The organism is Ideonella flava (assembly GCF_051857595.1).
Taxonomy (GTDB): domain Bacteria; phylum Pseudomonadota; class Gammaproteobacteria; order Burkholderiales; family Burkholderiaceae_C; genus Ideonella.
In genome coordinates this window covers 412,933-438,540 of the sequence record NZ_JBPZHD010000008.1, presented here as the reverse complement: position 1 = coordinate 438,540, position 25,608 = coordinate 412,933, and the positions used below count along the sequence as shown (strand labels likewise).

17 protein-coding genes are annotated in these 25,608 nt (G+C 67.0%); 2 read left to right on the top strand and 15 right to left on the bottom strand.

The features are described 5' to 3' along the window. The 13 genes from ACS5PM_RS19645 to ACS5PM_RS19585 form a co-directional block, all read right to left on the bottom strand. On the bottom strand, window positions 1-568 hold a 568-nt coding region (locus tag ACS5PM_RS19645; RefSeq protein WP_439389365.1), incomplete at its 3' end, for a beta-galactosidase. Window positions 569-621: 53 nt separating this feature from the next. After that, the gene (locus tag ACS5PM_RS19640; protein WP_439389364.1) at window positions 622-2,274 is read right to left on the bottom strand and encodes an alpha-L-fucosidase; all 1,653 of its coding nucleotides are present in this window, start codon (window positions 2,272-2,274) and stop codon (window positions 622-624) included. A 17-nt stretch (window positions 2,275-2,291) separates the two neighbouring features. Continuing rightward, on the bottom strand, window positions 2,292-3,947 hold the full coding sequence (locus ACS5PM_RS19635; RefSeq protein WP_439389363.1) for an alpha-L-fucosidase: 1,656 nt from the start codon (window positions 3,945-3,947) through the stop codon (window positions 2,292-2,294). A 38-nt stretch (window positions 3,948-3,985) separates the two neighbouring features. Next, complete coding sequence (locus ACS5PM_RS19630) at window positions 3,986-6,328, bottom strand: discoidin domain-containing protein (RefSeq protein WP_439389362.1); 2,343 nt, start codon at window positions 6,326-6,328, stop codon at window positions 3,986-3,988. Next, window positions 6,325-6,732, bottom strand: a complete 408-nt coding sequence (locus ACS5PM_RS19625) for a DUF418 domain-containing protein (protein WP_439389361.1) — start codon at window positions 6,730-6,732, stop codon at window positions 6,325-6,327. Before ACS5PM_RS19625 ends, ACS5PM_RS19630 begins: the two co-directional genes overlap by 4 nt. A gap of 52 nt (window positions 6,733-6,784) precedes the next feature. Further along, window positions 6,785-8,839, bottom strand: coding sequence for a sialate O-acetylesterase (locus ACS5PM_RS19620; RefSeq protein ID WP_439389360.1), 2,055 nt, complete (start codon window positions 8,837-8,839; stop codon window positions 6,785-6,787). A gap of 74 nt (window positions 8,840-8,913) precedes the next feature. After that, complete coding sequence (locus ACS5PM_RS19615) at window positions 8,914-9,342, bottom strand: alpha-L-fucosidase (protein WP_439389377.1); 429 nt, start codon at window positions 9,340-9,342, stop codon at window positions 8,914-8,916. Window positions 9,343-9,403: 61 nt separating this feature from the next. Continuing rightward, complete coding sequence (locus ACS5PM_RS19610) at window positions 9,404-9,649, bottom strand: hypothetical protein (RefSeq protein WP_439389359.1); 246 nt, start codon at window positions 9,647-9,649, stop codon at window positions 9,404-9,406. A gap of 1 nt (window position 9,650) precedes the next feature. Continuing rightward, the gene (locus tag ACS5PM_RS19605) at window positions 9,651-11,987 is read right to left on the bottom strand and encodes a beta propeller repeat protein (protein ID WP_439389358.1); all 2,337 of its coding nucleotides are present in this window, start codon (window positions 11,985-11,987) and stop codon (window positions 9,651-9,653) included. Window positions 11,988-12,048: 61 nt separating this feature from the next. Then, on the bottom strand, window positions 12,049-14,529 hold the full coding sequence (locus ACS5PM_RS19600; protein ID WP_439389357.1) for a glycoside hydrolase family 9 protein: 2,481 nt from the start codon (window positions 14,527-14,529) through the stop codon (window positions 12,049-12,051). Window positions 14,530-14,664: 135 nt separating this feature from the next. Then, a complete protein-coding gene (locus ACS5PM_RS19595) occupies window positions 14,665-16,365 on the bottom strand; it encodes a glycoside hydrolase family 5 protein (protein ID WP_439389356.1) in 1,701 nt (566 codons plus the stop codon). A 213-nt stretch (window positions 16,366-16,578) separates the two neighbouring features. Further along, window positions 16,579-17,736 carry a LacI family DNA-binding transcriptional regulator gene (locus ACS5PM_RS19590; protein ID WP_439389355.1) on the bottom strand — a complete coding sequence of 386 codons (1,158 nt, stop codon included), beginning with the start codon at window positions 17,734-17,736 and terminating at the stop codon, window positions 16,579-16,581. After that, window positions 17,655-19,805, bottom strand: a complete 2,151-nt coding sequence (locus ACS5PM_RS19585) for a hypothetical protein (RefSeq protein ID WP_439389354.1) — start codon at window positions 19,803-19,805, stop codon at window positions 17,655-17,657. The genes ACS5PM_RS19590 and ACS5PM_RS19585 overlap by 82 nt, the downstream gene beginning before the upstream one ends. An 894-nt stretch (window positions 19,806-20,699) precedes the next feature. Between ACS5PM_RS19585 and ACS5PM_RS19580 the strand changes: the two genes are divergently transcribed. Then, window positions 20,700-22,010 carry a S41 family peptidase gene (locus tag ACS5PM_RS19580; protein WP_439389353.1) on the top strand — a complete coding sequence of 437 codons (1,311 nt, stop codon included), beginning with the start codon at window positions 20,700-20,702 and terminating at the stop codon, window positions 22,008-22,010. 533 nt (window positions 22,011-22,543) lie between these two features. On the opposite strand, the gene ACS5PM_RS19575 is transcribed toward ACS5PM_RS19580, so the two are convergent. Continuing rightward, window positions 22,544-23,503 (bottom strand): PDR/VanB family oxidoreductase, encoded by a 960-nt coding sequence (locus tag ACS5PM_RS19575; RefSeq protein WP_439389352.1) that lies wholly within the window; start codon window positions 23,501-23,503, stop codon window positions 22,544-22,546. A gap of 2 nt (window positions 23,504-23,505) precedes the next feature. Beyond that, window positions 23,506-24,543 (bottom strand): Rieske 2Fe-2S domain-containing protein, encoded by a 1,038-nt coding sequence (locus ACS5PM_RS19570; RefSeq protein ID WP_439389351.1) that lies wholly within the window; start codon window positions 24,541-24,543, stop codon window positions 23,506-23,508. 105 nt (window positions 24,544-24,648) lie between these two features. Here ACS5PM_RS19570 and ACS5PM_RS19565 point away from each other — a divergent pair, with 105 nt between their 5' ends. Continuing rightward, window positions 24,649-25,608, top strand: coding sequence for a helix-turn-helix transcriptional regulator (locus ACS5PM_RS19565; protein WP_439389350.1), 960 nt, complete (start codon window positions 24,649-24,651; stop codon window positions 25,606-25,608).

Sequence of the window (25,608 nt, the reverse complement as noted above, 5' to 3'; positions counted from 1 at the left end):
CCTCGGAATAGGACATGAAGCCATTGCCGATCTCGTTGTCGTAGCCGACGGCCAGCAGGGCGGGGTGCTTGGCATAGCGCTTGGTCAGCGTGTCGGCCATGCGGATGGCCAGGCGGCGATAGTCCGGGTCGCCGATGTTGTCCATGTAGCGCTCGGCCGGCGCCAGGCGCGTGCCGGCCTGGTTGACGATGTCCACGCCGGGGTACTTGTGATGCAGCCACATCGGCGCCGGCAGGCCGGGGATGTCGAGGATGACCTGGATGCCGGCGGCCTGCATCTCGTTCATCACGGCGTCGAAGTGCTTGAAGTCGAACTGGCCTTCGCTGGGCTCGAAGTAGTCCCACGACAGGTCGCCCATGCGCACGACCTTGAAGCCCGACTGCTTCATCAGCGCGACGTCGCGCTTGACCTGCTCTAGGCTGCGGTCCACCGGCTGGTAGCAGGTGCCGGCGAAGAGCTGGCCGGCACCCGGCCAGTCGGGGTGGCCTTCGGCGCTCTGCCCGTAGACAGCGGTCAGGCAAGCCAACGACAGCGCGCAGGCGACGAGAGTCTTTGTCAGATGTCTCATGGTGAGCGGCTCAACGCGAGCCCTTGTGTCTGGTGAATTTCTGCGGCTGGCGCTCAGGCCAAGCCGCGGCCGAGCAGCTTCAGCGCGATCGCCGGCGAGCCCGCCAGGCCCTCGGGCACGCGCACTTCCAGCCCCTTTCGGGTGCGCTGGAAAGGCAGGCTTCCCGCAGCCCCGACCACCTCGACGCGGTCGATGCTGCCCGGTGCGAAGGCCGAGTCCAGGGCGAGTGAGTTGACGCGCATCACGCCGTCCTGCGGCCAGCCCAGCGCGATGGCGTAGAGCGCGCCGCCCTTGGTGGTGAAGCGGATGTCCTGTGCGGTGAAGGGCTGCGCGGACTGCTCGCCCATCGAGCCGCCCTTGACCTGCGTCGGCCCTTCGCCGAAGCGCCGCCAGGGCCGCGTGCCGTGGATGGCCTCGCCGTTGCGTGCCATCCAGGTGGCGATGCCCTCCAGCGTCTGACGCTCGTCCGAGTCGATCGTGCCTTCGCCCTTCAGCGGCACCGACAGCAGCAGGTTGCCGTTCTTGGAGACGACGTCGCACAGGATATGGAGGACCGTGGCGGCCGACTTGTACTGGTGCTTGTCGAAGACGCTGCGGCTGTAGTGCCAGTCGCCGATGCAGGTGTCGGTCTGCCAGGGCTGCGGCTGGATGTCGTCGCGCGAGCCGCGTTCCACGTCTTCCACCACGGCGAGGCGGCGGTCGCCGTGCAGGCCCTTGGCGTTCAGCACCGCTTCCAGCTGGCCGCCGTGCCAGGCCCTGCTGGCGTTGTAGAAATGGGCGGCGATGTCCATGCCGGCCTGGCCGAGCGGAATGCCGTCGTTGTCGAAGTACAGCAGGTCGGGCCGGTAGGTGTCGATGAGGTCGCGGCAGCGCAGGAACCAGCGGCGCGTGAAGGCCGGGTTGTTCTCGGGCGGCGGCACGTGCCACACGCCGTCGTTGGCCGCGTGCCAGTCGGCGGCGGCCTTGGGGTCGGTGAAGCCGTCGGGGATGACCATGTTGCGGCCGGTGTACAGGTCCTGCGGATCCAGGCCTTCCCACCATTGGCCATTGCCGTCCGCCTGCGTGAGCTTGAAGGCGTCGTAGCGCTTGCCGGCGAGCGGCCCCTGCGCGTCATAGCCATAGGCGGTCTGGAACCAGTGCCAGGCATTGCCGGCGTGATTGCTGACGCCGAAGCGAAGTCCGCGCTGGCGCGCCGCCTTCGCCCAGATGCCGACGATGTCGCGCTTGGGGCCGATGCGCGTGCTGTTCCAGCCGTGGTACCTGGAGTCGAAGTTGTCGAAGTTGTCGTGGTGGTTGGCCAGCGCGACGAAGTACTTGGCACCGCACTTCACGTACAAGTCCAGCAGCGCGTCGGGATCCCAGTGCTCGGCCTTCCAGCGGTGGTTCATCTCCATGAAGCCGACCTGGCTCGGATGACCGTAGGTCTTCAGGTGATGCTCGTACTGGGCATGGCCCTGGATGTACATGTTGCGGGCGTACCAGTCGCCCATCTCCGGCACGCATTGCGCAGTCCAGTGGGCCCAGATGCCGAACTTGGCGTCGCGGAACCAGTCGGGCGCGCGGTAGCCGCCGATGAGGGAGTCCCAGTCGGGCGTGAACGCCGGGGACGCGGCACGGGCGTGCGGCAGCGCCAGCGCGCCGGCCGTGGCCTGCAGGAGGGTGCGGCGCGTCAGTGCGGCCCCTGCGGTGGTCTTGCTTGCTTGCATGATGAATCCCGGTGCGATCAAAGCAGTCCGTTGCCCTGGATCTTCAAGGCGATGGCCGAAGCGCCCGCGAGCCCCTCGGGCACGCGCACGTGCAGCCCCTTGGCAGTGCGCGTGAAGGTCAGCGGCTCGGATGCGCCGAGCACCTCCACGCGTTCGATGGCGCCCGGCGCCAGCACGGAGTCCTGGGCCAGCGCGGTGAGGCGCAGCACGCCGCTCTTCGGCCAGCCGAGGGCGATGGCGTATAGCGCGCCGCCCTTGGTCGTGTAGCGGATGTCTTCCGCGCCGAAGGCCATGGTCGCGCTTTCCTCTGCGTCGGCGCGGACACGGGTGGGGCCTTCGCCGTAGCGGCGCCAGGGGCGCGTGCCATGAATGGCCTCGCCGTTGCGGCCCATCCAGTCGGCCAGGTCGGCCAGGATCTTGCGTTCGTCGGAATCGATGGTCCCGTTGCCGCGCAGCGGCACCGACAGCAGCAGGTTGCCGTTCTTGGCGACGATGTCGCACAGGCGATGGATCACGGCAGAAGCCGGCTTGTACTGGTGGCCCTCGTACATCCAGCGGTTGTAGTGCCACTCGCCGATGCAGGTGTCGGTCTGCCAGGGCAGGGGCTCGATGCCTTCGCGGAAGCCGCGTTCGGTGTCCTCCACGAGGCCGGCACGGCGCTCGGGCGGCAGGAACTTGGCGTTGACGACGGCCTCCAGCTTGCCGCCGTGCCAGGCCATGTTGGCGTTGTAGAAGTGGGCGGTGATGTCCAGCCCGGCCTGGCCAAGCGGCAGGCCATAGTTGTCGAAGTACAGCAGGTCGGGACGGTAGCTGTCGACGAGGTCGCGGCAGCGCAGGAACCATTGGCGGGTGAACGCGGGGTTCTTCGCCGGCGGGTCCTCGTTCCAGAGGCGGTCGTTGGCCTCGTGCCAATCCTGCGCGGCCTTGATGCTCGTGATGCCGTCGGGGATCACCATGCTGGGGCCGGTGTACAGCTCCTGCGGGTCCAGGCCCTCCCACCAGGTGCCCTTGCCGTCGGCCTTCCTGAGGTGGAAGGCGTCGTAGCGCCGGCCGGCCAGAGGGCCTTCGGCGTCATAGCCGTAGGCCGGCTGCAGCCAGTGCCAGGCGTGCGCCGAATGGTTGCTGACGCCGAAGTGCAGGCCGCGCTGGCGTGCCGCCTGGGCCCAGAGGCCGACGATGTCGCGCCTGGGGCCGACGCGCACGCTGTTCCACCCGTGGTACTTCGAGTCGTAGGCGTCGAAGTTGTCGTGGTGGTTGGCGAGCGCGACGAAGTACTTCGCGCCGGCCTTCGCGTACAGGTCCAGCAGCTCCTCGGGCTGCCAGCTGTCGGCCTTCCAGAGGTTCTGGATCTCCATGAAGCCGACCTTGGACGGGTGGCCATAGGTCTTCACATGATGGTCGTAGTGGCCGTGCCCCTGCAGGTACATGCTGCGTGCGTACCAGTCGCCCACTTCGGGGACGCATTGGGCGCTCCAGTGGGCCCAGATGCCGAACTTGGCGTCACGGAACCACTCGGGAACACGGTAGCCGTCGACCAGCGACTCCCAGGTGGGTGCGAACCGGGCTGGCTCGGCAAAGGCCTGCGGTGCCGCGATCGTTCCCGCGGCGGCCGAGGCCTGGAGAAAGGAACGGCGCGTCCACGCGGGACCGCGGCTGCGTTGTCTTGTTCGCATGGCTGATGGTGTCGATGAGGTCGGGAAGAGCCGGGGGGCTATCGAGGTGCCGTTGCGGCCGCCGATCCCGGCTCGTCGGCCGGGATCACCGACAGCTCGGCCGCGCTGCCCCATCCGCTGTTCCACACCTCGCTGAGCATGGTGTATCGGAAGTAGCGTGCCTTGACCGGGGTGAAGCGCTGCTCCTGCAGGTCGGGGTTGTTGCGCACGTTCAGGAAGCTGCCTTCGGCGATGTTGACGGTCCAGGTCCGGCCGTCTTCGCTGGTCTCGAAACGGAAGCGCTCGGCGGTGCCGTTGAGCATGCCGTCCTGGCGCGGCAGGTAGACGAATCCCGCGATGCGGTGCACCTGGCCCATGTCGACGGTGAGGTGGTGCGTTGGTCGCAGGTCGGTATCCCAGCGGGTGTGCCAGAAAGTGGACGAATCACCGTCAATGGCCAGCGCAGCGCCGTTGTGGCCCTTGGCCACCTCTTCGCTGTCCACCTCCACCACCTTCCACCCGCGCGGTGACAGGCCGGCGAAGTTGCGCGTGCCCACCACGCTCAGGCGGCCATCGGGCTGCACCCTGGCGGCCTTGACCACGCCACTGCTGGGCAAGGCCAAGGGCCCGCTGTAGACGGGCGATTGCCGCGTCGGCGTCGAGCCGTCCAGCGTGTAGACCAGTTCACCCTTGACCGGGTGGCTGATGGCCACCCTGCCATCGGGGCTGCGGTCTGCAATGGCCGGCGGCATCAGGTCCAGCGACTGCTTGTACAGCCCCACCTCGGCCAGCGTGGGCGCGAAGCGGGCCGCGGTGATGCGCACGCGCAGGCGGTCGGTGGTCACCGGCTGCGCCAGGCGGATCAGGCGGCGCTGACCCACGGTCGTTGTCTCGTCGGACGGGATCCTGGGCGCGGCCACCCAGTCCTGGCCGTCGAAGACCTCGATGACGAAGCGCTCGATGCGCTGCCCACGGCGGTCCACCGCCTCCTGCAGCGAGACCACGTCGAAGGTCTGCGCCTGGGGCAGGGCGATGGTCAGGCTGCCGTCCTGGTGGCCCTCGGCGGCTTCCCACCAGGTGCCGAGCCGGCCATCCACCAGCGCCTGCGCGCCATGGCCCTGGGCAGCATGCCCGGCCGTGACCTTGGCGCCCGCCGCCAGGTTGCGCGCGAACGTTCGACGCACGATCTCGGACACCTGCGACAGCGTCTGCACCTGGTCGTCGGGCACCAGGCCGCGTTGGTCGGGCGAGAGGTTCAGGATCCAGTTGCTGTTGCGGCCGATGCTGGAATAGAAGATGTCCACCAGTTGGGTGACCGTGCGCGGCTTCTTGTTGCGGGCCCAGAACCACTGGCCGTTGCCCAGCAGGGTGACGTTGGTCTCCGCCGGGTACCACCACAGGTGCGAGCCGGGCTTGAGCTGGGCGCGAGATCCCAGGTCACCGCCCTGCCAGTCGGGCCAGTCGTATTGCGCGGGCGCCGTCGGCAGCGGGATCACGCTCCATTCCGTCGTGCGGCCGTAGCCGCTCTCGGACCCCACCCAGCGCACGTCCGGGCCTTTGCCCATGATGACGGCCTGGGGTTGCAGGCGGCGGATCAGGTCGTACCAGGCGTTGTAGTCGTAGCGCTGCTGCACGCTGGGGTCGGGGTTGGCCCCGTCGAACCACACCTCGTGGATGGGGCCGTATTCGGTCAGCAGTTCATAGAGCTGGTTCAGGAAGTAGCGGTTGTAGTCGTCCACCTCGTAGCTGTAGCGACCAAAGCCCGGCGCGGGCTGGCGGCCGAGGCTGGGGTCGGTGTTGAACGTGGCCGGGGCGGTGGGGATGGTGCTCTTGAGCCTGGGGCTGCCGTTGCCGTAGTAGCCGGCCGGGTTCTTGGGGTTGGTCTTGAGCTGGTAAAGGTCGGCCGGCGACAGGTAGATGCCCAGCTTCACGCCGGCTTCCTTGGCCGCGTCGGCCACCTCGCGAACCAGGTCGCCCTGGCCGCCGCGCCAGGGGCTGGCGGCCGACGAATGCGCGGTATAGCGCGTGGGCCACATCGAGAAGCCGTCGTGGTGCTTGGCCACCAGCACGATCATCTTGCCGTCGAGTTGCTTGACGACGCGCAGCCACTGCGTCGCGTCGAGCTGTGTGGGGTTGAAGAGGGCCGGCTCCTCGCGCCCGCTGCCCCATTCCACCTCGTTGAACGTGTTGACGCCGAAGTGCAGGAAGAAGGTGCGCTCTAGCCGCATCCACGCCGACTGGTTGGGCCGCGGCAGCACCTTGGCCGCCTTCTCGGCGATGACGGCCTCGCTGTCGCCCGCGGCGACGACGTGCTCGTGGGCATAGGGGATGTGCTGTGCCGCTGCGGGGGCCGCGAGCGCAAACCCGCAAAGCAGGGCCAGTAGGGTCTGTTCTCTTCTCATGTCTTTGGTTTTCCAGTTGCAGCAACCCTCGTCGGCTGCTCATTCCTTGACGTGTTGTTGATGGCCATCGCGACGGGGCAGTCCCGCTCATGCCGGCTGTGGCACAGCGCGTCGCATGGGTAGCTGCAGCGTGCGCAGCGTCGCGGCGCGCCACAGCCATTCCAGCGGCCATAGGAATAGCGCTTCAGCCAGGCATGCGCGAATGCCCACTGCAGCGCGAACACCGCGAGGGCGAAGAACAGCGCCGCGAACGGGCCGACGTAGCGGTACATGTCGAGCCCGAAGGCGTAGAAGAAAGGCACGCCAATGACGGCCTGGGTGACGTAGCAGGTCAGGCTCATGCGCCCGTGGGGCGCCAGCACATCCAGCATGCGGCTCGCCCACACCCACGCCCTGTTCAGCATGGACCGGTGGATTCGCCACAAGGCCCCGCGTGGTGTCGTTGGACGTCATGGCTCAGCGTCCGTAGCGCCGGCCGGCCGATGCCAGCGGCCAGTCGTCGGTACGCAGGGGCGGCAGCGGCAGGCCGTCACCGCCGACGACGTTGGCCTCGCTGGCATTGCCGACCCAGGCATAGCGCGCGGCGACCGGCGCGGCCACGGCAGGGCTGCTCAACACGATGCGATCACCGTCGATACGAGCTTGCGCCGGCACCCAGCGGCGATCAGCACCCGCCACGTAGAAACCGCGCGCCGGCTCGCCGGAGCGGGCGGTGCGCAGACCACCGACGGTGGTGTCGAAGCGCAGTTCGAACTCGCCGCTCCTGGCCTGGTGGCCGGCCAGGCGCGGGCCCGTGGCTGGCGCGGCGCGCAGGCCCAGCTCGCGCAGGGCCAGTGCCGCCAGTCGGTCGCCCAGCGTGCGCTTGTCGCGCGGGTGGATGTCGACGGCGTCGCCGACGTCGATGGCCGTGGCCATGCCGGTGTGCGGCAACGCCAGCGCCGCGGCCTGGCTGGCGCGCAGCTCGGCCCAGCCATTGCCGTCAGGCTGGTTCTCGGCCAGCGGCCGCCAGGACGCCAGCTGCACGAAGAAGAAAGGCAGCTTCGGATCGGCGAACTGGCCGCGCCAGCCCTGGATCAGTTGCTTGAAACCTTCGGCGTAGGCCGCCGCACGTCCGCCAAGCGCGTTGGTTTCTCCCTGGTACCAGAGCACGCCGCGCACCGACAGCCCATGCAGAGGGGCGACGAGGCCGTTGTGCGCCAGCGTCGGCGCATCGTTGGCGACCGGGCCTGCAGCCGCCGCCACGCTCTCGATGCGCGCGCGCCAGCCGCCGGCGAGCGACACCGTGCCGGCCGCCGTCTCCAGGCGCAGCTCGTCAGCGCTGCCATGGATGCCGCCGCCGCCGCCGGTGTCGGTGACGCGCACGGCGATCCAGTTGGCCCCGGCACGCAGCAGGCCGGCCGGCAGTGCGTAACGGCGCAATTGTTCGAAGCCGCACTGGCCACCGACCTTCTGGCCGTTGACCCAGGTCTCGTCGCAGTCGTCCACCTGGGCCAGGTGCAGCTGCGCGCTGCCTGCGGCTTGCGCCGTGCTCAGCTCGATGCGCTTGCGCATCCAGACGATGCCGTCGACGTCCGGCAGGCCCTGATCTTCCCAGTAGCCGGGCGCCTGCAGCGTGGGCCAGTTGTGGTCGATGTCACCGGCTGCAGACCAGCCGGAAGCATCGACCCCCTGCAGTGGCAGGCCGGGCTGCCAGGCACTGAGGCGCGGTTCCAGGCGGCGCAGCTGGGCGGCGCCGAAGGCCGCGTTGTCGGCCGGCAGGGCGCGCACGGCAGGGGCGAGGTCGAGGTTGCGCAAGGCGGCGTCGCGGCTGACCCAGGTCTCCAGCATGGAGCCATTCCAGGAGACATTGAGCAGGCCGATGGGCACGCCCTGCACCGCCTGCATCCGTTTGGCGAAGTGGTAGCCGATGGCGCTGAAGGCGCGCACCTTGCCCGGCTCGGCGACGACCCAAGGCGCCGGCGCGATCTCGGCCTCGGGCTTGACGCTGGCACGCAGCGGCACGCGCAGGTGCCGCAGCTGCGGGTTTTGCGGCGAGCCGCTTTCCTGCGCGCCCGTGTCGCTGTCCGCCAGCGACATCTCCATGTTGGACTGGCCGCCCAGCAGCCAGACGTCGCCGATCAGCACGTCGTTCAGTGTGACGGTCTGGTCGCCCTTGACGACGAGGCGGTGCGGGCCGCCGGCTGGCAGCGCTGCCAGTTGCACCTGCCAGCGGCCATCGGCGGACACACGCGCTTGGCCCGTGCGGGGCCCGAGCTCGACCGTCAGCGTCTGTCCGGGCGTGGCCTGGCCCCATACACGCAGGGGCCGGTCCCGCTGCAGCACCAAGTGCTCGCCGAACACTTCGGACAGGCGCACCTCGGCCCGCCCGGCGGCGGCCAGCAGGGCCAGGATCAGGGGCAGGGCCTTCTTCGCCAGGGCGGAACGAGGTCCACAAGCCGCAACGGCTTGCCAAGGCGACATGCCCGCGGCCGGGGCGCGGGCCATCGGGCCGAGAAGATCGCGATGTTTCATTTCCAAGGGTTCCCAGGATTCATTCGGCGCCGGCCTCAATTGGTGTAGATCAGGCCCCGGCCGTGCCGCTGACGTCACACCTCGTGGATCGGGCCGTATTCGGTCAGCAGTTCATAGAGCTGGTTCAGGAAGTAGCGGTTGTAGTCGTCCACCTCGTAGCTGTAGCGACCAAAGCCCGGCGTGGGCTGGCGGCCGAGGCTGGGGTCGGTCTTGAACGTGGCCGGGTCGGTGGGGATGGTGCTCTTGAGCCTGGGGCTGCCGTTGCCGTAGTAGCCGGCCGGGTTCTTGGGGTTGGTCTTGAGCTGGTACAGGTCGGCCGGCGACAGGTAGATGCCCAGCTTCACGCCGGCTTCCTTAGCCGCGTCGGCCACCTCGCGAACCAGGTCGCCCTGGCCGCCGCGCCAGGGGCTGGCGGCCGACGAATGCGCGGTATAGCGCGTGGGCCACATCGAGAAGCCGTCGTGGTGCTTGGCCACCAGCACGATCATCTTGCCGTCGAGCAGCTTGACGCTGCGCAGCCACTGCCTGGCGTCCAGAGCGCTGGGGTTGAAGATCGCCGGGTCTTCACGGCCCGTGCCCCATGTTGAAGGTATTGACGCCGAAATGCAGGAAGAAGGTGCGCTCCAGGCGCATCCAGTCGACCTGGTGGGCGCGCGGCAGCACCTTGGCGGCCTTCTCGGCGATCACGGCGGGGCTGTCGCCCGGCTCGACGATGTGCTCCTGCGCGTAGGCAAGCGGGGCGGCCGCCTGGGCGGCGCCCAGGCAGAGGCTGAGGGTGAGTGCGCTGAGCACGCCGGGATGGAAATTCATGTCAGTTGCAGCGCAGCAGTCCCCGTCCCGAGGCGGCCCCCGCGAACACCAGGCCATAGGTGCCCTGGTCCGCTGCCAGCAGGCTCATGCCGCCGTACTGGTGCTGGTCGTCGTTGATGCGGGTCCAGCTGGCGCCGGCATCGTCGGAGCGATAGACGCCCCACACCCCGCCCACGGTGCCCACCATGTACACCGCGGCGGTGTACGAGCCCCCCGCCTTGGCCTTGCCCAGCGCCACGGTCGACGCACCGAACAACTGGGGCGTCATGTAGCTGGGATTGCTGCCCCAGACTGACGCCATCGTGGTGAGCTTCGTCCAGCTCACACCGCCGTCCACCGAGTGATAGAGGTTGCTGCCGTCGGCCAGCCACACATCGCCCTCCGCATAAGGGTTGACCGCGATCGACGAGGAGTAGAAGGTGTTCCTGCGCAGGTCGGCGAGCACCGGGTCGCTGCTGGCCCTGAAGCTGTGGCCCCCATCGGTGGAGTAGTACACCCTGGGAGCGTCGTTGCCCCACCATGCGCCGCCCGAGTCGTAGGCGTAGACCCGGTTCGGGTTCCGTCGGTCGGCCACGACCCGGTAGCTGCGGTTGAGGGTCAGTGCGGCCAGGGCCGGCAGGTTGGTGGCATGCCAGGTGGCGCCGTTGTCGGTGGTGTAGCAGGGCACCGAATTGGCGGGCGCCCAGACGGCGTTGTTCTTCTGCGTGACCGCGATGTTCGATTCGCCGCTGAGCTGCGCCATCGCGTCCGGGTGGCTGCTCGCGAAGCCCGTCCAGGTCCGGCCGGAATCGGTGGAGTACACCCCGGCCGCCTGGGTCGGCCGGCCGATGGCCACGATGTAGCTCGGGTCGGACCAGGCCATGTCGGCCGAGAAGCCGCTGCCGAACGCCAGGTTGTCCTTGGGGCCCAGCGTGGGGCGCTGCGCGAGGTCGGTGTGGACCATCACGCCCACGTCGAGCGAGCTGCTGAGCAGCTTGTACGAGGCGCCAGCGGGCGGTGTCATGAGCGCGGTGGGAGCGATCTCCTCGATGCCTTCGACGATCATGGCCCACGCTGGAGCGGCCGCCGATGCGTTCGTGGTCTCCCACACGCCCCCGCCCGACACGTAGAGGATGCGGTCGGGGTTGGCCGGGTCGATCTCGACATCGTCCGGCCAGCCGGCGTCCGACGTGGTGGTCAGCTCGCGCCAGGTCACGCCGGCGTCGTCCGACAGAGCCACCGTGGGTCGATCCTTCCAGGTGCCCCAGGAGTTGGTGACACCGAGCGCGATGCGCGTGGCGGCACCGGAGCCCGAGACCGAGAGTCCGCCCATGCCGAAGTTGGTCCACTGCGTGGGCGAGTAGCTCTTGAGCAAGGTCCAGTGGCTGCCATCGAACCGGTACAACGAGCATGGGCCATTGGCGCCAGGCCCGGCACTTTCGGTGAAGGCCAGGTAGAACAGGCCGTCCGAGGCACGCACCATGTGCGGGATGTGTTGGCCCGTGACGGGCGTGGCAACGCCGCTCCAGCTGCCGCCGCCATCGGTGGACTTGTAGAGGCTGAAACTCAGCCCCGCCGCATTCGCGTAGTCGGGTGCCACCGTGGCATAGAGGTTCTGCGTAGCTGTGCCACTGCCCTGGGTGGGGGTGTCGAAGACCAGCTGTTCTATGCCCTTGGTGCCATTGTTGGTGTCGGTGGTGACGGTGGCGGTCAAGGACGACACCTGGCTCCAGGTCACGCCGCGGTCGCCGCTCTTCCACAGGCCGGCGGTGCGGGTGGCGTAGTAGAGGGTGGAGGGCAGGTTGGGATCGACGACCAGGCGTTCGCCGATGGCCCGGCCGTCGTGATTGGCGCCGGCGGGGAAGGGCAGTTCGATCTTCTGCGGCCAGTGGTCGCCACGGTCGTTGGAGATGTACAGGCGCGCGTTGCCGGCCCAGGTGTACAGACCCGTGGCCATGTAGACCAGGTGATCGTCGTTGGGATCGAGCGCGATGCTCTCGACCCCCATGAAGCGATCCTCGAGGACGCCGAACGCGTCGTTCAGAGGCAGCCAGGTCCTGTTGGCCGCGTTCCAACGGTAGGCACCGCCAATGTCGGTGCGGGCATACAGCAGTTCGGGCGTGCCCGGATGGAAGATCAAGCCGGGCACGTAGCCGCCGCCACCGTACTTCACGCTGGTCCAGGTGTTGGACAAGGTGCCGGATCCATCGCCGCCACCGCCGCCGCCGCCATCACCGCCGCCATCACCGCCACCGTTGCCGCCACCGTTGCCGCCACCGTTGCCGCCACCGCCACCGCCGCACCCGGGCAGCAGGCCCACCAGAGAAGCGGTGAGTATCGAAAATGCTCTTCTATCCATTCGTATGTCCTTCGGCGTGGCCGGTCCAGGTTGCGCGGTGTGGTTTCGAGGGGCCCGCGCGTCACTTCACAAAGCGGGCCAGCAGTCGGATGTAGTTGACTTGATAGCCATTGGAGGGCTCGCTGATCGGCCAGGAGTTCAGCGGCCATCCGTCGTTGAAGTCCTTGTAGGACTTCTGAGGCGGCTGGCCGTAAGGCGGGGTCGGCCGCGCGTCGCCGCAGAGGCTGTCGACACCAGGGCAGCGCTCGTCCCAATCCCACTGGCCGTAGTTCGGCCCGCCGGTGAGGAAGCCCGGTGGAGGGCCGTAGGTGGACGTCGCCACGCTGCCCCACTTGGCGTTGCCATGGAAGAACCAGGTATGGAAGATCTCGTTCACGGAGTTCTCCGCGCCGAAGCTGGTCATGTTGGTCAGGTAGACCTTGCCCAGCGGGTTCACGCCATGCAGGTAGTGCAGGTAGTCGGCCGCAGCGTTGGAGACCTGGTCCGGCGTGTGCCGGCTGATGCCGTAGTAGGACTCTTCCGTGAACAAGGTGCCTGAACCGGCAATCGCGCCAGTGCTGCCCCAGGTGTACTGGCCCATGCGGGCCCGGTAGGGACTGCGCTCGGATTCGATGGCGCCCCATCCGTCATAGTCGGCACGGCCCCACATGTCGAGGAAGCGCGAGCGGATGGCGTCCCGGACGCTGGCGGTCGCGGTCGGCTGGCCGGCGTAGTACAGCAGGTTGCGCGTGATGCCGGCATTGAAGCCCGAGACGTACCACTGGCTGAACATCGGCGCCTCCTGGTAGTGGGCGTCGACGTACTGGCGATAGACGTCCTCACCGGTGGCGCCGAACAGCTTGATCGCGGCGACCAGCTTGCCCTCGCGGCGAGCGCCGTCGTCCTCGCTGTCCTGCTTGCCGGATCCGAGGCCCTGCGTGCCCACGCTGGCGTCGTTGTTGACGAAGATGGTTCTGGGGTTCTGCTCGGCCCATGCCCAGGCTCGCCTGGCCCGATCGAGCAGGTCGGCTCCGTAAGCCTTCATCGCCATGCTGTTCAGGCCGCTGTAGACCTTGGCTCCATGCGCGAAGGCCGCGGCCGCGCCCAGCGCGGAAACGGTATTCGGTTCGCCGTAGTAGCTCGGGTCGGTGGCGGCCGAGGGCGGGCTGGCATGGCCGATGCCGAGGATGGACTGCACGGAGCCGTCCGGGTTCTGCATGCGCACCAGCCAGTCCATGCCCCACTTCACTTCGTCGAGCAGGTCAGGCACTCCGTTGCCGGATTCGGGCAGGTTGAAGTCGTCCGTCCAGGCCGAGGGGTACTGGATGTAGGCGTCCAGCAGTTCCTGGACGTAGCTTGCGGTCCAGGGGGTGTACTTGTTGTAGTCGCCGGCGTCGAACCAGCCGCCGCGCATGTTGCGCGAAGTGCCGGCGTTGTTCTTGTCGTACCAGCGCCGCGCCTGCGTGTCCTGGCCCGCCTTCAAATGGCTCGCCACGTCAGCCCAGCCGGCGCCCGCCTGGGCCGCGTTCTTGTCCTGGCCGGCACGCTGGTAATAGAACATGCGTACCGCCTGGATCAGCACATTGCGGTAGATGTTGTCGCCAATCTCGAAGCGGGCCGAACGCTGGTTGGACGCGACGTCGACGAGCTCGTAGGTACCCGGTGCCGTGATCTGGCTGAAATCGACCGTCCACGCCTGGTCACCCGACCAGCCGCCATCGTTCGCCAACTGGTCGATCTGCCCGTTCTTCCAGGGCTGCGCAGAAAGGTTGTCGAGGACCACGGCTCCGGTGGCCGAGTTCACGACCTGCAGCCGGCCCGGCTGGTAGTACTGGCCGGCGTCGTAACCCACGCGCGGGTAGCGCAGCACGGCCACCTTCTTCATGGTCGGCAGGTAGCCGAACTGGTCGACCATGATGAACTTGGCGGTGTTGGCCGTGGGAGCCGGCCACACCGTGAAGGTATAGGCCTGCGGCGTCCTGGCACCGCAGCTGTTGGTGTAGACCGCCGTGGCGGTGCAGCTGCCACTGAGCTTGAGCGTCTGCTCACGCGACGTGCCCGAAGTGTCGCAGCCGCTCCATGACCAGTTGCCCGTGATCGGCTGCGGGCCCAGAAGAACGCGCGAGCCGGCGTTGAGCGAAGCCGAAGCCTTGGCGGACCAGCTGTTGGTGCCGTTGAGATTGAGGTAGGGCGTGACCGTGCTGGGTACGCAGGCGCTGCCCGACATCACCGCGGAGGCGCCCGAGTTGAAGCTGCCGGCAGCGTTGAAGAACTTGATCCAGTACCAGTACGAGGTGCCCACGGTGGCGCTGTCATCCGTGTACGCCAGTGTCCCGACCGGAGGCACTGCGATGCGGACTCGCCCATTCGGGTTGGGATCGATGTCGCGGTAAACCTCGATGCGGCTGACCGCACTGCCGGCGACCGTCCAGCTGAGCTGGACCTGCCCGTTGGCGGTGGTGGACGAGCTCAGGCACACCTCGGTGCCTCCGCCGCTGCCGCAGCTCTGTGCGTGGGCACTGGCGCAGAGCGCCAGCAGCAAGGGGGATAGCCAGTTCTTCATCGCTTGCTGTCTCCTTCTCATGGACGCTGAAAGCATGGGGTCGCAGGAACGCCGGAATGCCGCGGGCACCGGCATGGCGCGCCCGGCCCCCGGTGGGGCCAGGGCCTTGCCGTGGCAGGACAGGCTCCAGGCCGGCTACTTCGTGGCGCCGACGATCGCGCTGATCACGTCGGGGGCGGACTGTGTGAGGGTGCCGCGATTGATCAGCCCGCCGGTGTGGTTGCCGACACCGCCCTCGTCCCACCACACCGGCACCAGGCTGCGCTGAAAGGCCGAGCGGGTGACGTACTGCGCCCAATACCTGCGCCACGTGCCGGCGGGGTCGAGGTCGGTCTTCGAGATCGCCCCGTACTCGCCCAGGATCACGGGGGTGCCCTTCTTGACGATGAAGTTGGTGTTCATCTTCTGGAACTGCCCGTCCATCCACGCCTCGGTGGCCCACTTGCCGTCAGGGTCGGTGGAGCCGGAGCCCCAGGTGTAGGTGGGGCTCTTGTCGTCCAGCGCCATCTTGTAGGGATCGTAGAAGTGCACTTCGACGAACAGCTTGTTGACGGCGCTGTCCCTGGGCATCACGAAGTACTGGTCGGCGATGTCGATGTTGGTGGCGTAGGCGGGCGCGATCAGGTAGCGCTGCGCGTTGTTGCCGCCCGTGTCGCGCACGGCATCGACGAACACCTGGTTGAAGGTGTTCTGCACGTCCAGCCATTCGGCCGAGGGCGTGCCCCAGGTGTCGGGCATCGCGGTCTCGTTCTGGGCCGCGAACAGCAGATGGTCGTCGTAGTCCTTGAAGGCCGTCGCGATCTGCGTCCAGAACAACCTCAGCTTGGCGTTGCTCGCCGGCTGGGCGGCATAGGTCGGGTTGTACATCCACCCCCCGTCCCAGTGGATGTTGATCATCACGTCGAGGCCTGCGTTGCGGGCATAGCCCACCACCTCCTTGACGTGATTCATCCACAGCGGGCTGATGATGTTGTCGCGGTTGGCGTACTGGCTCCAGGACGCGGGGATGCGCACGAACTTGAAGCCCGCAGCCTTCACTGCGTTCATCAGCTCCTGCGTGGGAATGGGATTGCCCCAGTCCGTTTCCTTGAACGTCGTGCTGCCCCACTTCCACAGGTGGTCCGGCCGGATCTCGACCGCTTCCAGCGTGTTGCCCAGGTTCCATCCGGGCGACATCGTCTTGGACGCCTCGAGGCTGCTGATGTTGCGCATGCCCTGCGAGACGGTGATGGGGAAGGCCTTCGTCGTCTGGGCTCCGCAGCTGTTGGTGAAGGTCACCTTGGCGGTGCAGCTGGTGCCTATGGTCAGCCACTGCTCGCGCCCGCTGCCGGTGGCGCCGCAGGTGCCGCTCCAGGACCAGCTGCCGTTGTCAGCCGCCTGCGGGCCCAGGCCGATCGTGGTCCATGGAGCGACCGAGTTGGCGGAGGATGGGGTCCACACGCCGCCCTGGTTCATGTACGGGGTCACCTCGGTCGCCGTGCAATTGCGTGCTGCCGTGGCCGGGTTGGTGGTGAAGGTGCCGGCGCTGTTGGTGAACTTCACCCAGTACCAGTAGGGCCGGGCGCTGGCCACGCCGCTGTCGGTGTAGCTGCGAATGGTGCCGCCGAGCTGGGCGACCCGGACACGGCCGTTTGGATCGCTGTCGGTGTCTCGATAGACCTGCACCGCGGTGACGGGGCCGTCAGCGGCCCAGGTCAGCTGGATGTTGTCGGGCGTGCCCGTGGCGGTGAGGCAGATGGTGGCGCCTCCGCCGGTGCCGCAGCTGGTCTGCGCCTGGGCGTTCGCCCCGGCTCCTAGGGCCAGTGCGCAGAGCACGGTCGTTGTCAAGGACTTCATCGATGGATCTTTTCTGGCTGAACGATGGCCCGTTGTCTCTCTGCGGGCCCGCTGACGGCAAGTGAACATTTGGTCAGTCCAGTACGGTCATGTACCGATAAATGAACGCCAAAAACAAAAAGCGGTCAGACCACTTGCGAAATATAGAGGCGATGGGCGGCGATGAAGCTAAGGGATCACCCTAGCCACGGCAGCGGACAAAAGCGAACGCATTCAGGCGATGAAGAGCGGCGAGCGCCTGGGTTCAGCCAGCGTCCCGCCCGAGATGGTTTCGGGCGCCAGCACGATGTTGGACGGCCCCCCATACGGCTCCCCGCGGCGGGTGGCCTCGATGAGATGCATCAGCACCTCGACGGCTTGCCGGCCCATCTCATGCAAAGGCTGGCGGACCGCGGCCATGTGCAGCGTTCGAGCCAGCAAGGTGTAGTCGAAGCCCACGATGGAAATGTCTGCAGGGATGTGCAGCCCACGCGCTGCCAGCACCTGCATGCAGCCCGCGGCAATGCCGTCATTGCCGCCAAACACGGCGTCGGGCAGCGGTTGGCCGCGGTGACACTGCAGCCAGGACTCCATCGCCTCGCCGCCGCCTTCAGCGCTGAACGACGCACGCTGCACATAGTCGGGTGGGGGCGTCACGCCTGCCTCGGCAAGCGCCCGGAAGTAGCCGTCGACCCGCTGGTCGGCCCCCGGGTAGCCCGCCGGTCCGCCCACATGCAGGATGCGGCGATGTCCCAGGGCGAGCATGTGACGCACCATCTCGTAGGCGCCGGCTTCGTCATCGGACTCCAGGTTCACCCCGCCTATGCGCCAATCCCGACTGGCATGCACGGAGACCATCGGCGTGTTCTCGGGCAGCCAGGTCTCGCCGTCGTCCTCCAGCCGCGGTGCAAGCACGACGAGGCCATCGACGCGCCCGTCGCACAGGGCAGGTATGCGCGTCGGCGCTTCATCCCAACTGCCAAGCGTGAAGACTGAGGTCGTTTGCCCGGCCTCTGTCGCGCCCTGGACGACGCCATCGAGCACTTCCATGCAGTACGGGTTCGGCACCTTGCCCATGAGGTTGGTGACGAAGCCGATCGCGTTGGTGCGCCGGTGGATAAGGGCAAGCGCATTGGCGTTCGGTCGGTACCGCAGACTCGCCGCTGCCGCCATGACCCGCTCCTGCGTCTCAGCCGAGACGCGCGACGAACCCTGGTTGCCGTTGAGCGCCGCCGAAGCCGCCATCTTGGAGACTCCCGCTTCGCGCGCCACGTCGGCCAGTGTCGGCGCGCTGCCGGGACGACCGGTCTTCAGGGGAGCATCGGCCGACTTCGACGTCGAGGTGGACAAGGACTGGCCCGGCGGAGCGATGAGGGGCGAGCACTGTAGCATCGGCCTCGATTCCAACGTCGTCTGCGCATCTGGGCGCCAGCAGGGCTTGCTTCGATGTCCGGAGCCTCGCGGGCTGATGCCGAAACGATGTTGGGCGTCCGCAGCGCGCGTCGCCACTGAGCGATGTCGGATGGCAAAGCGAGCGCATCCGCGAAGCGCAGACGCTGGGCCAGGTCGATGCCGGGAAAGCGATCGCCATCCAGTGCCAGTGGATTCGGCTTTGTCTTCTCAGCCTGGTACCAGACAACAAGCTTAGAGACCCGCTTGGAACCGGTCGGGAGCATCGCCTGGTTGTAGACCGTCTCGTGACTATCAAAGTCCGGCAATCCCAAGGGGCCGAGCATCCATGCCCGCAACCACTGCGACCTCACGCCGGCAGCCGCCTCGAGTTGCGCCAGGTTTGCTTGCCAATCCTGACCCTCCTTCAACTCGGCCTGCGACAACAACTCGACCACGCGCCCGAGGACCGGCGGTTCTCCGACGTGACGAATGACGCCGAGCCATTGCTGACCCTCAGACACGAGGAGCTGCAGGAACGCCCACTCAAAGTAGATGTCGTGAACAAATCGAACGGTTTGTCCGACTCGGACGTCACGGACAATTCCATCTGCCTCGAGTTCAGCGACCGATTGAGGATCAAGGTTCAGCGAGGGAATGCGCCGACCAAGTGCTGCGGCCCCGGACCGCGCGAGTTCAACTAGGGCGCTGCGTCTTTGACAGGCCCGCGCTGCTTCCGCACCATAGCCTCCACCGATCCACCACGCGGTCGCCAATTCGACTTCGGACCTTGGGGCTGTCGTTTCATTGGCGTATCGCTTCGCCAGCACACTGGCAAAGAACGGACGCCGAACAATCGCCCTGACCTGGGCAGACCCGAACAAGAGGTCCTCAAGGGCCGGCCTTTGGACTGCAAGGGCCTTGGCCTCCTGCTCTTCGAGTTCCATGACCTCCACCGTCTTCGCGCCGGCGGCGAAAAGGCGGACGGGTAGCCAAGTCCTCACGTGCTCCATACCGGTGTCCCTGACCGTGACGAGCATCCGCAGACTGCCAAGTAGAGGTGAGTCCAGCATGGTGTTGACCACGTCCTTCACGACGCCGCGATACCGCATCTCCACTCTGTCCAGGCCGTCAATGAAGACAGTGGACGATCCAGCAGCCATCACCTCGACCAGCAGGTCCTCAAGGACAGCCCCGCCCATCCCGGTGTTCGTGGCGTACTGAGCCCAAGTCGCGCCTGTGAGGCGGTCGGATTTTAGAAATAGCGCTGTGCCCTTCTCCAACGTCTCATGCACCATCGTTCGCAGAACGGCTGACTTTCCGGTCCCCGGCAAGCCGCCAATCTGGACGAAACGGCACTCCGCCAGTGCTTCGCGGATGCTCAGGACAATCCGCTCTCTCGGGACGGCGTAACCGTCAATCGTGTTGCCGATCTCCGCCGCAGCCAATCGCGCCTCGTCCCCCAACGCCGTCAGCGCGCCCTGCATGGACGCGGCTCCTTTGAGTCTGACGGCGCCGTTGACCCTGGCAACAAGCGTCTTTCGGTCAAAGGAGGCCGCATGACCCTCTGCCACCCGCACCAGTGCAAGGAGTCGGCGCCACAAGTCGTCAGCCCGTGGCACGTCGGCCGGCGCCAGACAATTCGCCAAGCTGGCAACTGTGGTCGCTTCCGTCACCGACCCTTCATGAAGCATCTCGAATCGCATGAGCACAAAGTGCGACAGCAGCGACCAGGTCGCCTCGTCGAGACCTTGCTCATCGACGACGCCCGACAAAATGCTGCGGACATCGTCGAAATAGGCTTGCTTCTGTCCGGCTACACCCTCCGCTCGGAGCTTTTCAACCAGTCCGGCCGCATTACTTTCCGAGCGCGCCCACTCGCACAACGTCTCGAAGCTGCGCTTGCTTGCGTCCGAAATCTCGCCGGTGACTACGCCAACGCGGTCGACATCCAGGTTGAACTGCGAACCAACGTAGGTGGCGTAGGCTCGCAGGACGGCATCTCTGAGGTCAGTGTTGCTGGTAGCGTGACTTATCACCAAACTGCGTTTTACTTGGAGACTCAGACGCATTCGATTTGCGTCCGCTCCTTGCGCTTCCACGATCAGATCGTCCAGTGGATGGCCCAACGCCCCACGTTGGACGGATAGGCGCGTCACCTGCCTGCTTGGCAACCCCGGCGCCGTCGACTCACCGAGCAAGGCAGCTGCATAGACAGCAGCAACCGCATCCTCGAATGTGAAACCCGCGCCCCCAGTGAGCTCGGGGCTAGCCGCGGCTGAGCTGCCGGCTGTAGCCCCGAGATCGGAGCCCTCAGGAGTGCTCGCGGAATTGGTATTCATCGCGTCAGGATATCTTGCGGCGCCCCTGAGGCGAAGGTTGCCAACGTAGCCGTCTTCAGGGTTGCTGCAGTGCCGTCGAACCCTACGCTTCGGCCAGAGGTCACCGCACCATTGCGACGCAGGCGCGAAGCACGGCTGTATTCGTTCCGAACGCCCGCTTACGGCGCAAGATCGAACGCCTGCTCATGGCCGGTCCCGGTGGCCGCGAGTGGCTGCTTCGTGGATGCGAAACGCGTTGGGCCGAGGTCTGGCTATCGGGCAGCTTTGGAGCGCCGCGAAGGGCAGCTGAGGGTCGAGTCGAGCCCGTCGCGTAGAGAGGGACCGGTCGTTCACAGCCAGAGCCCCTGCGATGACGCCGCGGGCGTCGGCGTTGCTACGGTTTGCCGACGCTCACAGCATTGCCGGCCGTGGCAGTGAAGGTCAGGTTGTTGCAAGTGACCGTGAGTTCACCCGATGACCGCCACCGGCTGCAACCGCTGCAGACCTGCCGCTGACCTTCGAGGTCAGGCTTAGACTGAGTGCGGTCGGTCAGGCTCATCGACTTGAGCACCAGCAATCGCCTTGAACCTGCCATTCACCGTCCCACCAGGCAGATGACGGCTGCACTCCAAGCTGCCGACACTGATGACCAATCCGGCCTGCAGCGAGCACCGGCTGGCGGCACGGTCACTCGGTGCTGACCGAGTCTTTCGGGCATACGGCTCGGGCTCGGTAGAGTACGGCATGCGGTACACCTTCACCATGGCGTCGTTAGTCGTAGCGGTTACGGCGGCTGCGACAGAGTCACGCGACGCGTTAATGACCGAGTCCGCGCGTTGGCGCGACTTTGCCCGGCGAGTTGAGCAGAACTATTTCCGCGTCATCGACGTGAATGCTCTGGTCGCCACGTGCAGAAATGTTCTTGGTTCCACAGCTAACCGCTCCGAAGTCGATCCGGTCGATCTGTGCATCGAGACAGCGCTAACGACGCTTGACCGGGAGTCTTCCTACGTGCCGCCCAAGAAGTACGCGGACGCAAAGGCTGCACAGCCACTCGTCGGCATCGGCCTCGAGCTCGCAACTACGAAGCCGATCGGCCAGCCGCTGACTATCGTCACTGCTATCTCGGGCAGCCCCGCCGACCGAGGAGGCATCAGGCCTGGGGATCGGATCCTCGAGATCGACGGGTTGGACGTGCGCGCTCTGAACTTTGACGACGCGTACCGGGCGCTGCGCGGGGCCGCGGGGTCACACCTTGTGCTCAAACTGGAGCGCCGAGGGGAGCCCGCCCCCATCGAACTGTCGTTCACCCGTGAAGCGATCCAGATTTCTCGGGTTCGGGCCAGGCGGCTACCCGATAACAACGCTTGGGTGCGGGTGAGCTTCTTCGCCGAGAACGCAGCGGCGGAGTTCCTCAAACGACTGGATGCTGTGGCAGGTCCAGACACTTCCGGCTTGGTGATTGACCTGCGCACGAACCCAGGTGGCAGCTTCGATTCCATGATAGAGATTGCTTCACTCTTCTGCGAGCCTGGCTTTCAATTGCTGAAGGTGACGAGCCGCGGGGAGCAGAAGCCAGTCCTGAGCGTCGACGCCGGTTCACACAAGTGGCTGCGAAATGTGCCAGTCGTCGTTCTCGTCGATCGACTGACCGGCGGAGGTGCTGAGGCGCTGGCGCAGATTCTGCGCGAGCGACGCAAGGCAAAGCTGGTTGGGGAAGCAACCGCCGGGGCGGCGTTGATCACAACCCGATTCGACCTCGGCGGTACTTCGGCCGTGAGATTGGCGACTGCCCGCATGGATTCCGGGTTGGGGATGGCTTGGTTGGGGGAGGGCCTGCAAGTCGATGTTCCGGCTGCGGACACCAAGGGCATGGAGTTCGGGGATTCAAACGATGTGTCCATTGCGGCGGGGATGCGACAGCTGCTGGCGTACCGGCTTGATGCGCACCGATAGTTGGTAGTCGCACTTCCGGCGCCAGGACTGATGGAAGCAGGCGATCTAAGAGATGCAAGCAACCCAAGAATGGAACGCCAACCCTTAGCAGCGGCCTCTTGGCTCTGCGCGCCTCGCGCGGTCGAACGACTGCAAGGTGGCATGTACCGTACGTACGGCCACCCGGCGGCCAAGGACCGCTACCGCTGCATTGCAGCCCGTGGGAGCCTCAACTTGACCGGCAGCAAGGGGTCGACTCGAGCTGATCGCGGCCTGATGGAGCAGCCGTTCGGACCAGCGGGCGGTCGACGGCAGCTACCTGCCGCCTCCACGTCCTCACGGTCCCGGCCAGAAGCCGTCCGACGCGACGCATTCCAAATTCTTGCCGCGGCGACCCTGCGAACGGCAGGTTTCGGTCGACGAACAAGAGCCGCTCTTCGGCCCGACGCGGCCAACTCCAGTCACTGGCGACCGGCAGCTTTCCGGGCACCGGAAACCATCACCGACTGGGGTGCCACGACTGGCTGACTTGCGTGTACCCGTTCCAGCCCGACTCAAAGGTCCAGCACCAGCCGCGGTGTTCGTGCCCGCGAGCAGCAGGGTGTGAAGCGGTCATTGGCAGCCCACTCGGCGGGCGTGAGGAAGGCATCGCGGTGGTCCGGCGTGCCTTCGAGCACGCGGACGACGCAGGTGCCGCAGATGCCTTGCTCGCACGACAGGGGCAAGTCGATGCCGCTGGCATGCAGCATGTCTGCGACGGATCGGTCTGGCGGCACTCGAATGACGAGCCCCGACGATGCGATCTGCACTTCGAAGGCGCTCGCATCCGTGTTGTCGCTTGGCCGGACCGGCGCCGCGAAGTGTTCACGATGCAGGCGCGCTTCCGCCCATCCCGCTGCGCGGGCGGTCGCCAGCACCCACTCGATGTAGGCCCCCGGGCCACACACGTACAGATGCGTCGTCGCATCGCATCGAGCGAGGACGTCCGACAGCGGGAGACGCCGATCCGGCCCGTCTTCGTCGAAGTACAGATGAGCCCGCGTGCCGAACGATTCGCGGACTTCGCCCACGAACGCGGCGCGGTCCTGCGACCTGGCGCTGTAGTGCAGTGCGAACGATGCCCGCTGCCGCGACAGCCAGTGCGCCATCGCGAGCAGCGGTGTGATGCCGATGCCGCCGGCCAGCAGCAGGTGATGGCCTGCGTCAGGCGAAAGCTCGAAGTGGTTGCGAGGTGCACCGACGGCCACCACGTCGCCTTCGCGAAGCGCATGCACCGCCGCCGATCCGCCGCGCGAGGCCGTCTCGCGCAGCACGGCGATCCGGTAGCGCCTGTGCTCGCCCGGCGCATCGCACAGCGAGTAGGAGCGCACCAGTCCGCCGCGCAGGTGGACGTCGACGTGCGCACCGGGAGTGAACGCGGGCAGCAGGCGCTTGTCAGGCGCGACCAGTTCCAGCGAACAGACATCCGCCGCCTCCTGGCGACGGCGTGCGACCCGCAGTTCCAGCAAGTCCACCGTCAGCGGCCTTCCTGCTGCACCAGCGCATCGACGCGTCGCCGCGCCTTCACCGATGCGACGTCCGTCTGCAGCAGCACCGGCTTCAGCGAGAACAGGTCGGTCGTGCCCATCTGCTCCTGGCAGGCGGCGATCATTGGCTCGTCCTCCTCTTCGAAGGCGCGGCGCGCGAATTCCATCATCGCCTCGTGCGCCGCCGGCACGTCGATCGCGACATTGCGCGCGAGGGCGAAGAAGTAGTGCGTGTGGGATTCGTCGATCGGCGTCAGCAGGTGCAGCAGCGGCAGCACGACCCCGCTGCCATCGGGCTGGCCGGGCGGCGTCATCGTCAGGCGCATCGCGAGGGCGCTGCTCGGCTGCCAGCGCATGTGGATGCGGAAGTCGCCCGCCGGCAGCGGAAACAGCGGCTGCAGCTGGGGCGTGGGCGGCATGTCCGGCACGAAGTAGGTGGAGGTGACGCTCTGCTCGTCTTCCTCGAAACCGACGTGCATGCCACCCTGGATCGAGTCCTCCGGCCTTCCGCCCACGGTGTTGGGATGCACGTAGGGCGCGTGCGTCAGGTCCAGCAGGTTGTCCATCACGAGCAGGTAGTTCGCCTTGACCTGCAGGTCGCCGAAGCCGACGGCAAAGGTCTTCGCATCGCGCACGAAGGCCGTGTACTGGCTGTCGAGCACCGTCGCAGGATCTGCGCGCTCCGGGTCGCCCATCCAGATCCACACGATGCCATCGCGCTCGAACAGCGGGTAGGACTTCAGCTGCGCGGCCTTCGGAATGTGGCCGTCGCCGTGCGGGTTGTGGACGCAGCGACCGGTCGCGTCGAAGCGAAGCCCGTGGTACGGGCACTCGATGTCGTCGCCCTTCAGGCAGCCCTTGTGCATCGGTGCAAAGCGGTGCGGGCAGCGGTTGCTCAGCGCCACCGGATCGCCGCGCTCCGTTCGGTACAGCACGATCGTGTCGCCGAGGAACTTGCGTTGCATGGGCTGGCGCGTGAGGGTCTCGGACCACGCTGCGCAGTACCACGCGTTCTTGATGAGGGGCATCGCCTTGTCTCCAGACTGGTGCAAGGCCCGATTGCCCTGCGGATGGCGGCCGAGCATAGTGATCACGATGCGCGCCGGGATCGTCCATCTGCACCATTGGATTTCATGAGTGACCTGACCCTTGCCGAGCTGAGCGTGACGATCCGCCAGATTTACGCCGCCTCGCGATGCGGCGATGTCGCCGACTACCAGCGTCGCGCGCTCGAGGTCCTCGCCAGGCACATCGCGTTCGATGCGGCGTGGTGGGGCCGCGGCTCGTTCGGGCAGGGGGTGCACCATGTGCACTGTTCGTTCCCGTATCGCCTGCCGGTCGACATCGCCGAGCGGTTGAACCTGTCGGACCCCGACAACGTGGTGGCGCGGCGCGTCGTCGCCGATCCGGGGCGTGCGCACTACTTCAGCCAGAAGGACCTGCGGTCCCAGCCGAGCACGGCCACGCTGACCGACTACATGGGAATCGCGCAGTCGGTCTGCATCGCCGACGTCGATGCAGCGTTGGGCGTGTCCGGCTTCGTTTCGCTCGCGCGCAAGCGCGCGACACCGCGCTTCTCGTCAGGGGACCTGAAGGCCCTCGAGCTGTTCGGGCCGCATCTGGCCGCGGGGCTGGACATGGCGCTGGCCGACGAACTGACCCTGCAGCGCAATCCGGAACGCACGGCACTGCTGGCGACCGACACGATGGGGCTGCTGAGGGTCGGCGAGGTGTCGGCCACGGAGCTGCTCACGCTCGAGTGGCCGGGCTGGACGGGCCCGCGGCTGCCGGCGCCGCTGGTCGAGCGCATCGTCGCCAGAAAGCCGGATTTTCTCGGCCGTCAGCTGCACGCGGCCATCCACTGGATCGGCGACCACGTCGTCGTGTCGATGCGCCGGCGCGAGCCGCGCGACATGCTCACCCGCCGCGAGCGTGACGTCGCCAACGCGTTCGCCGCCGGCAACTCCTACCGCGAGGTGGCGACGGCGCTGGGCCTGTCACCGGCGACCGTGCGGCATCACCTGCGTTCGGCCTACGTGAAGCTCGGCGTCACCGACAAGGCCGCGTTCGCGACGCGCCTGGGCGCGTCCTAA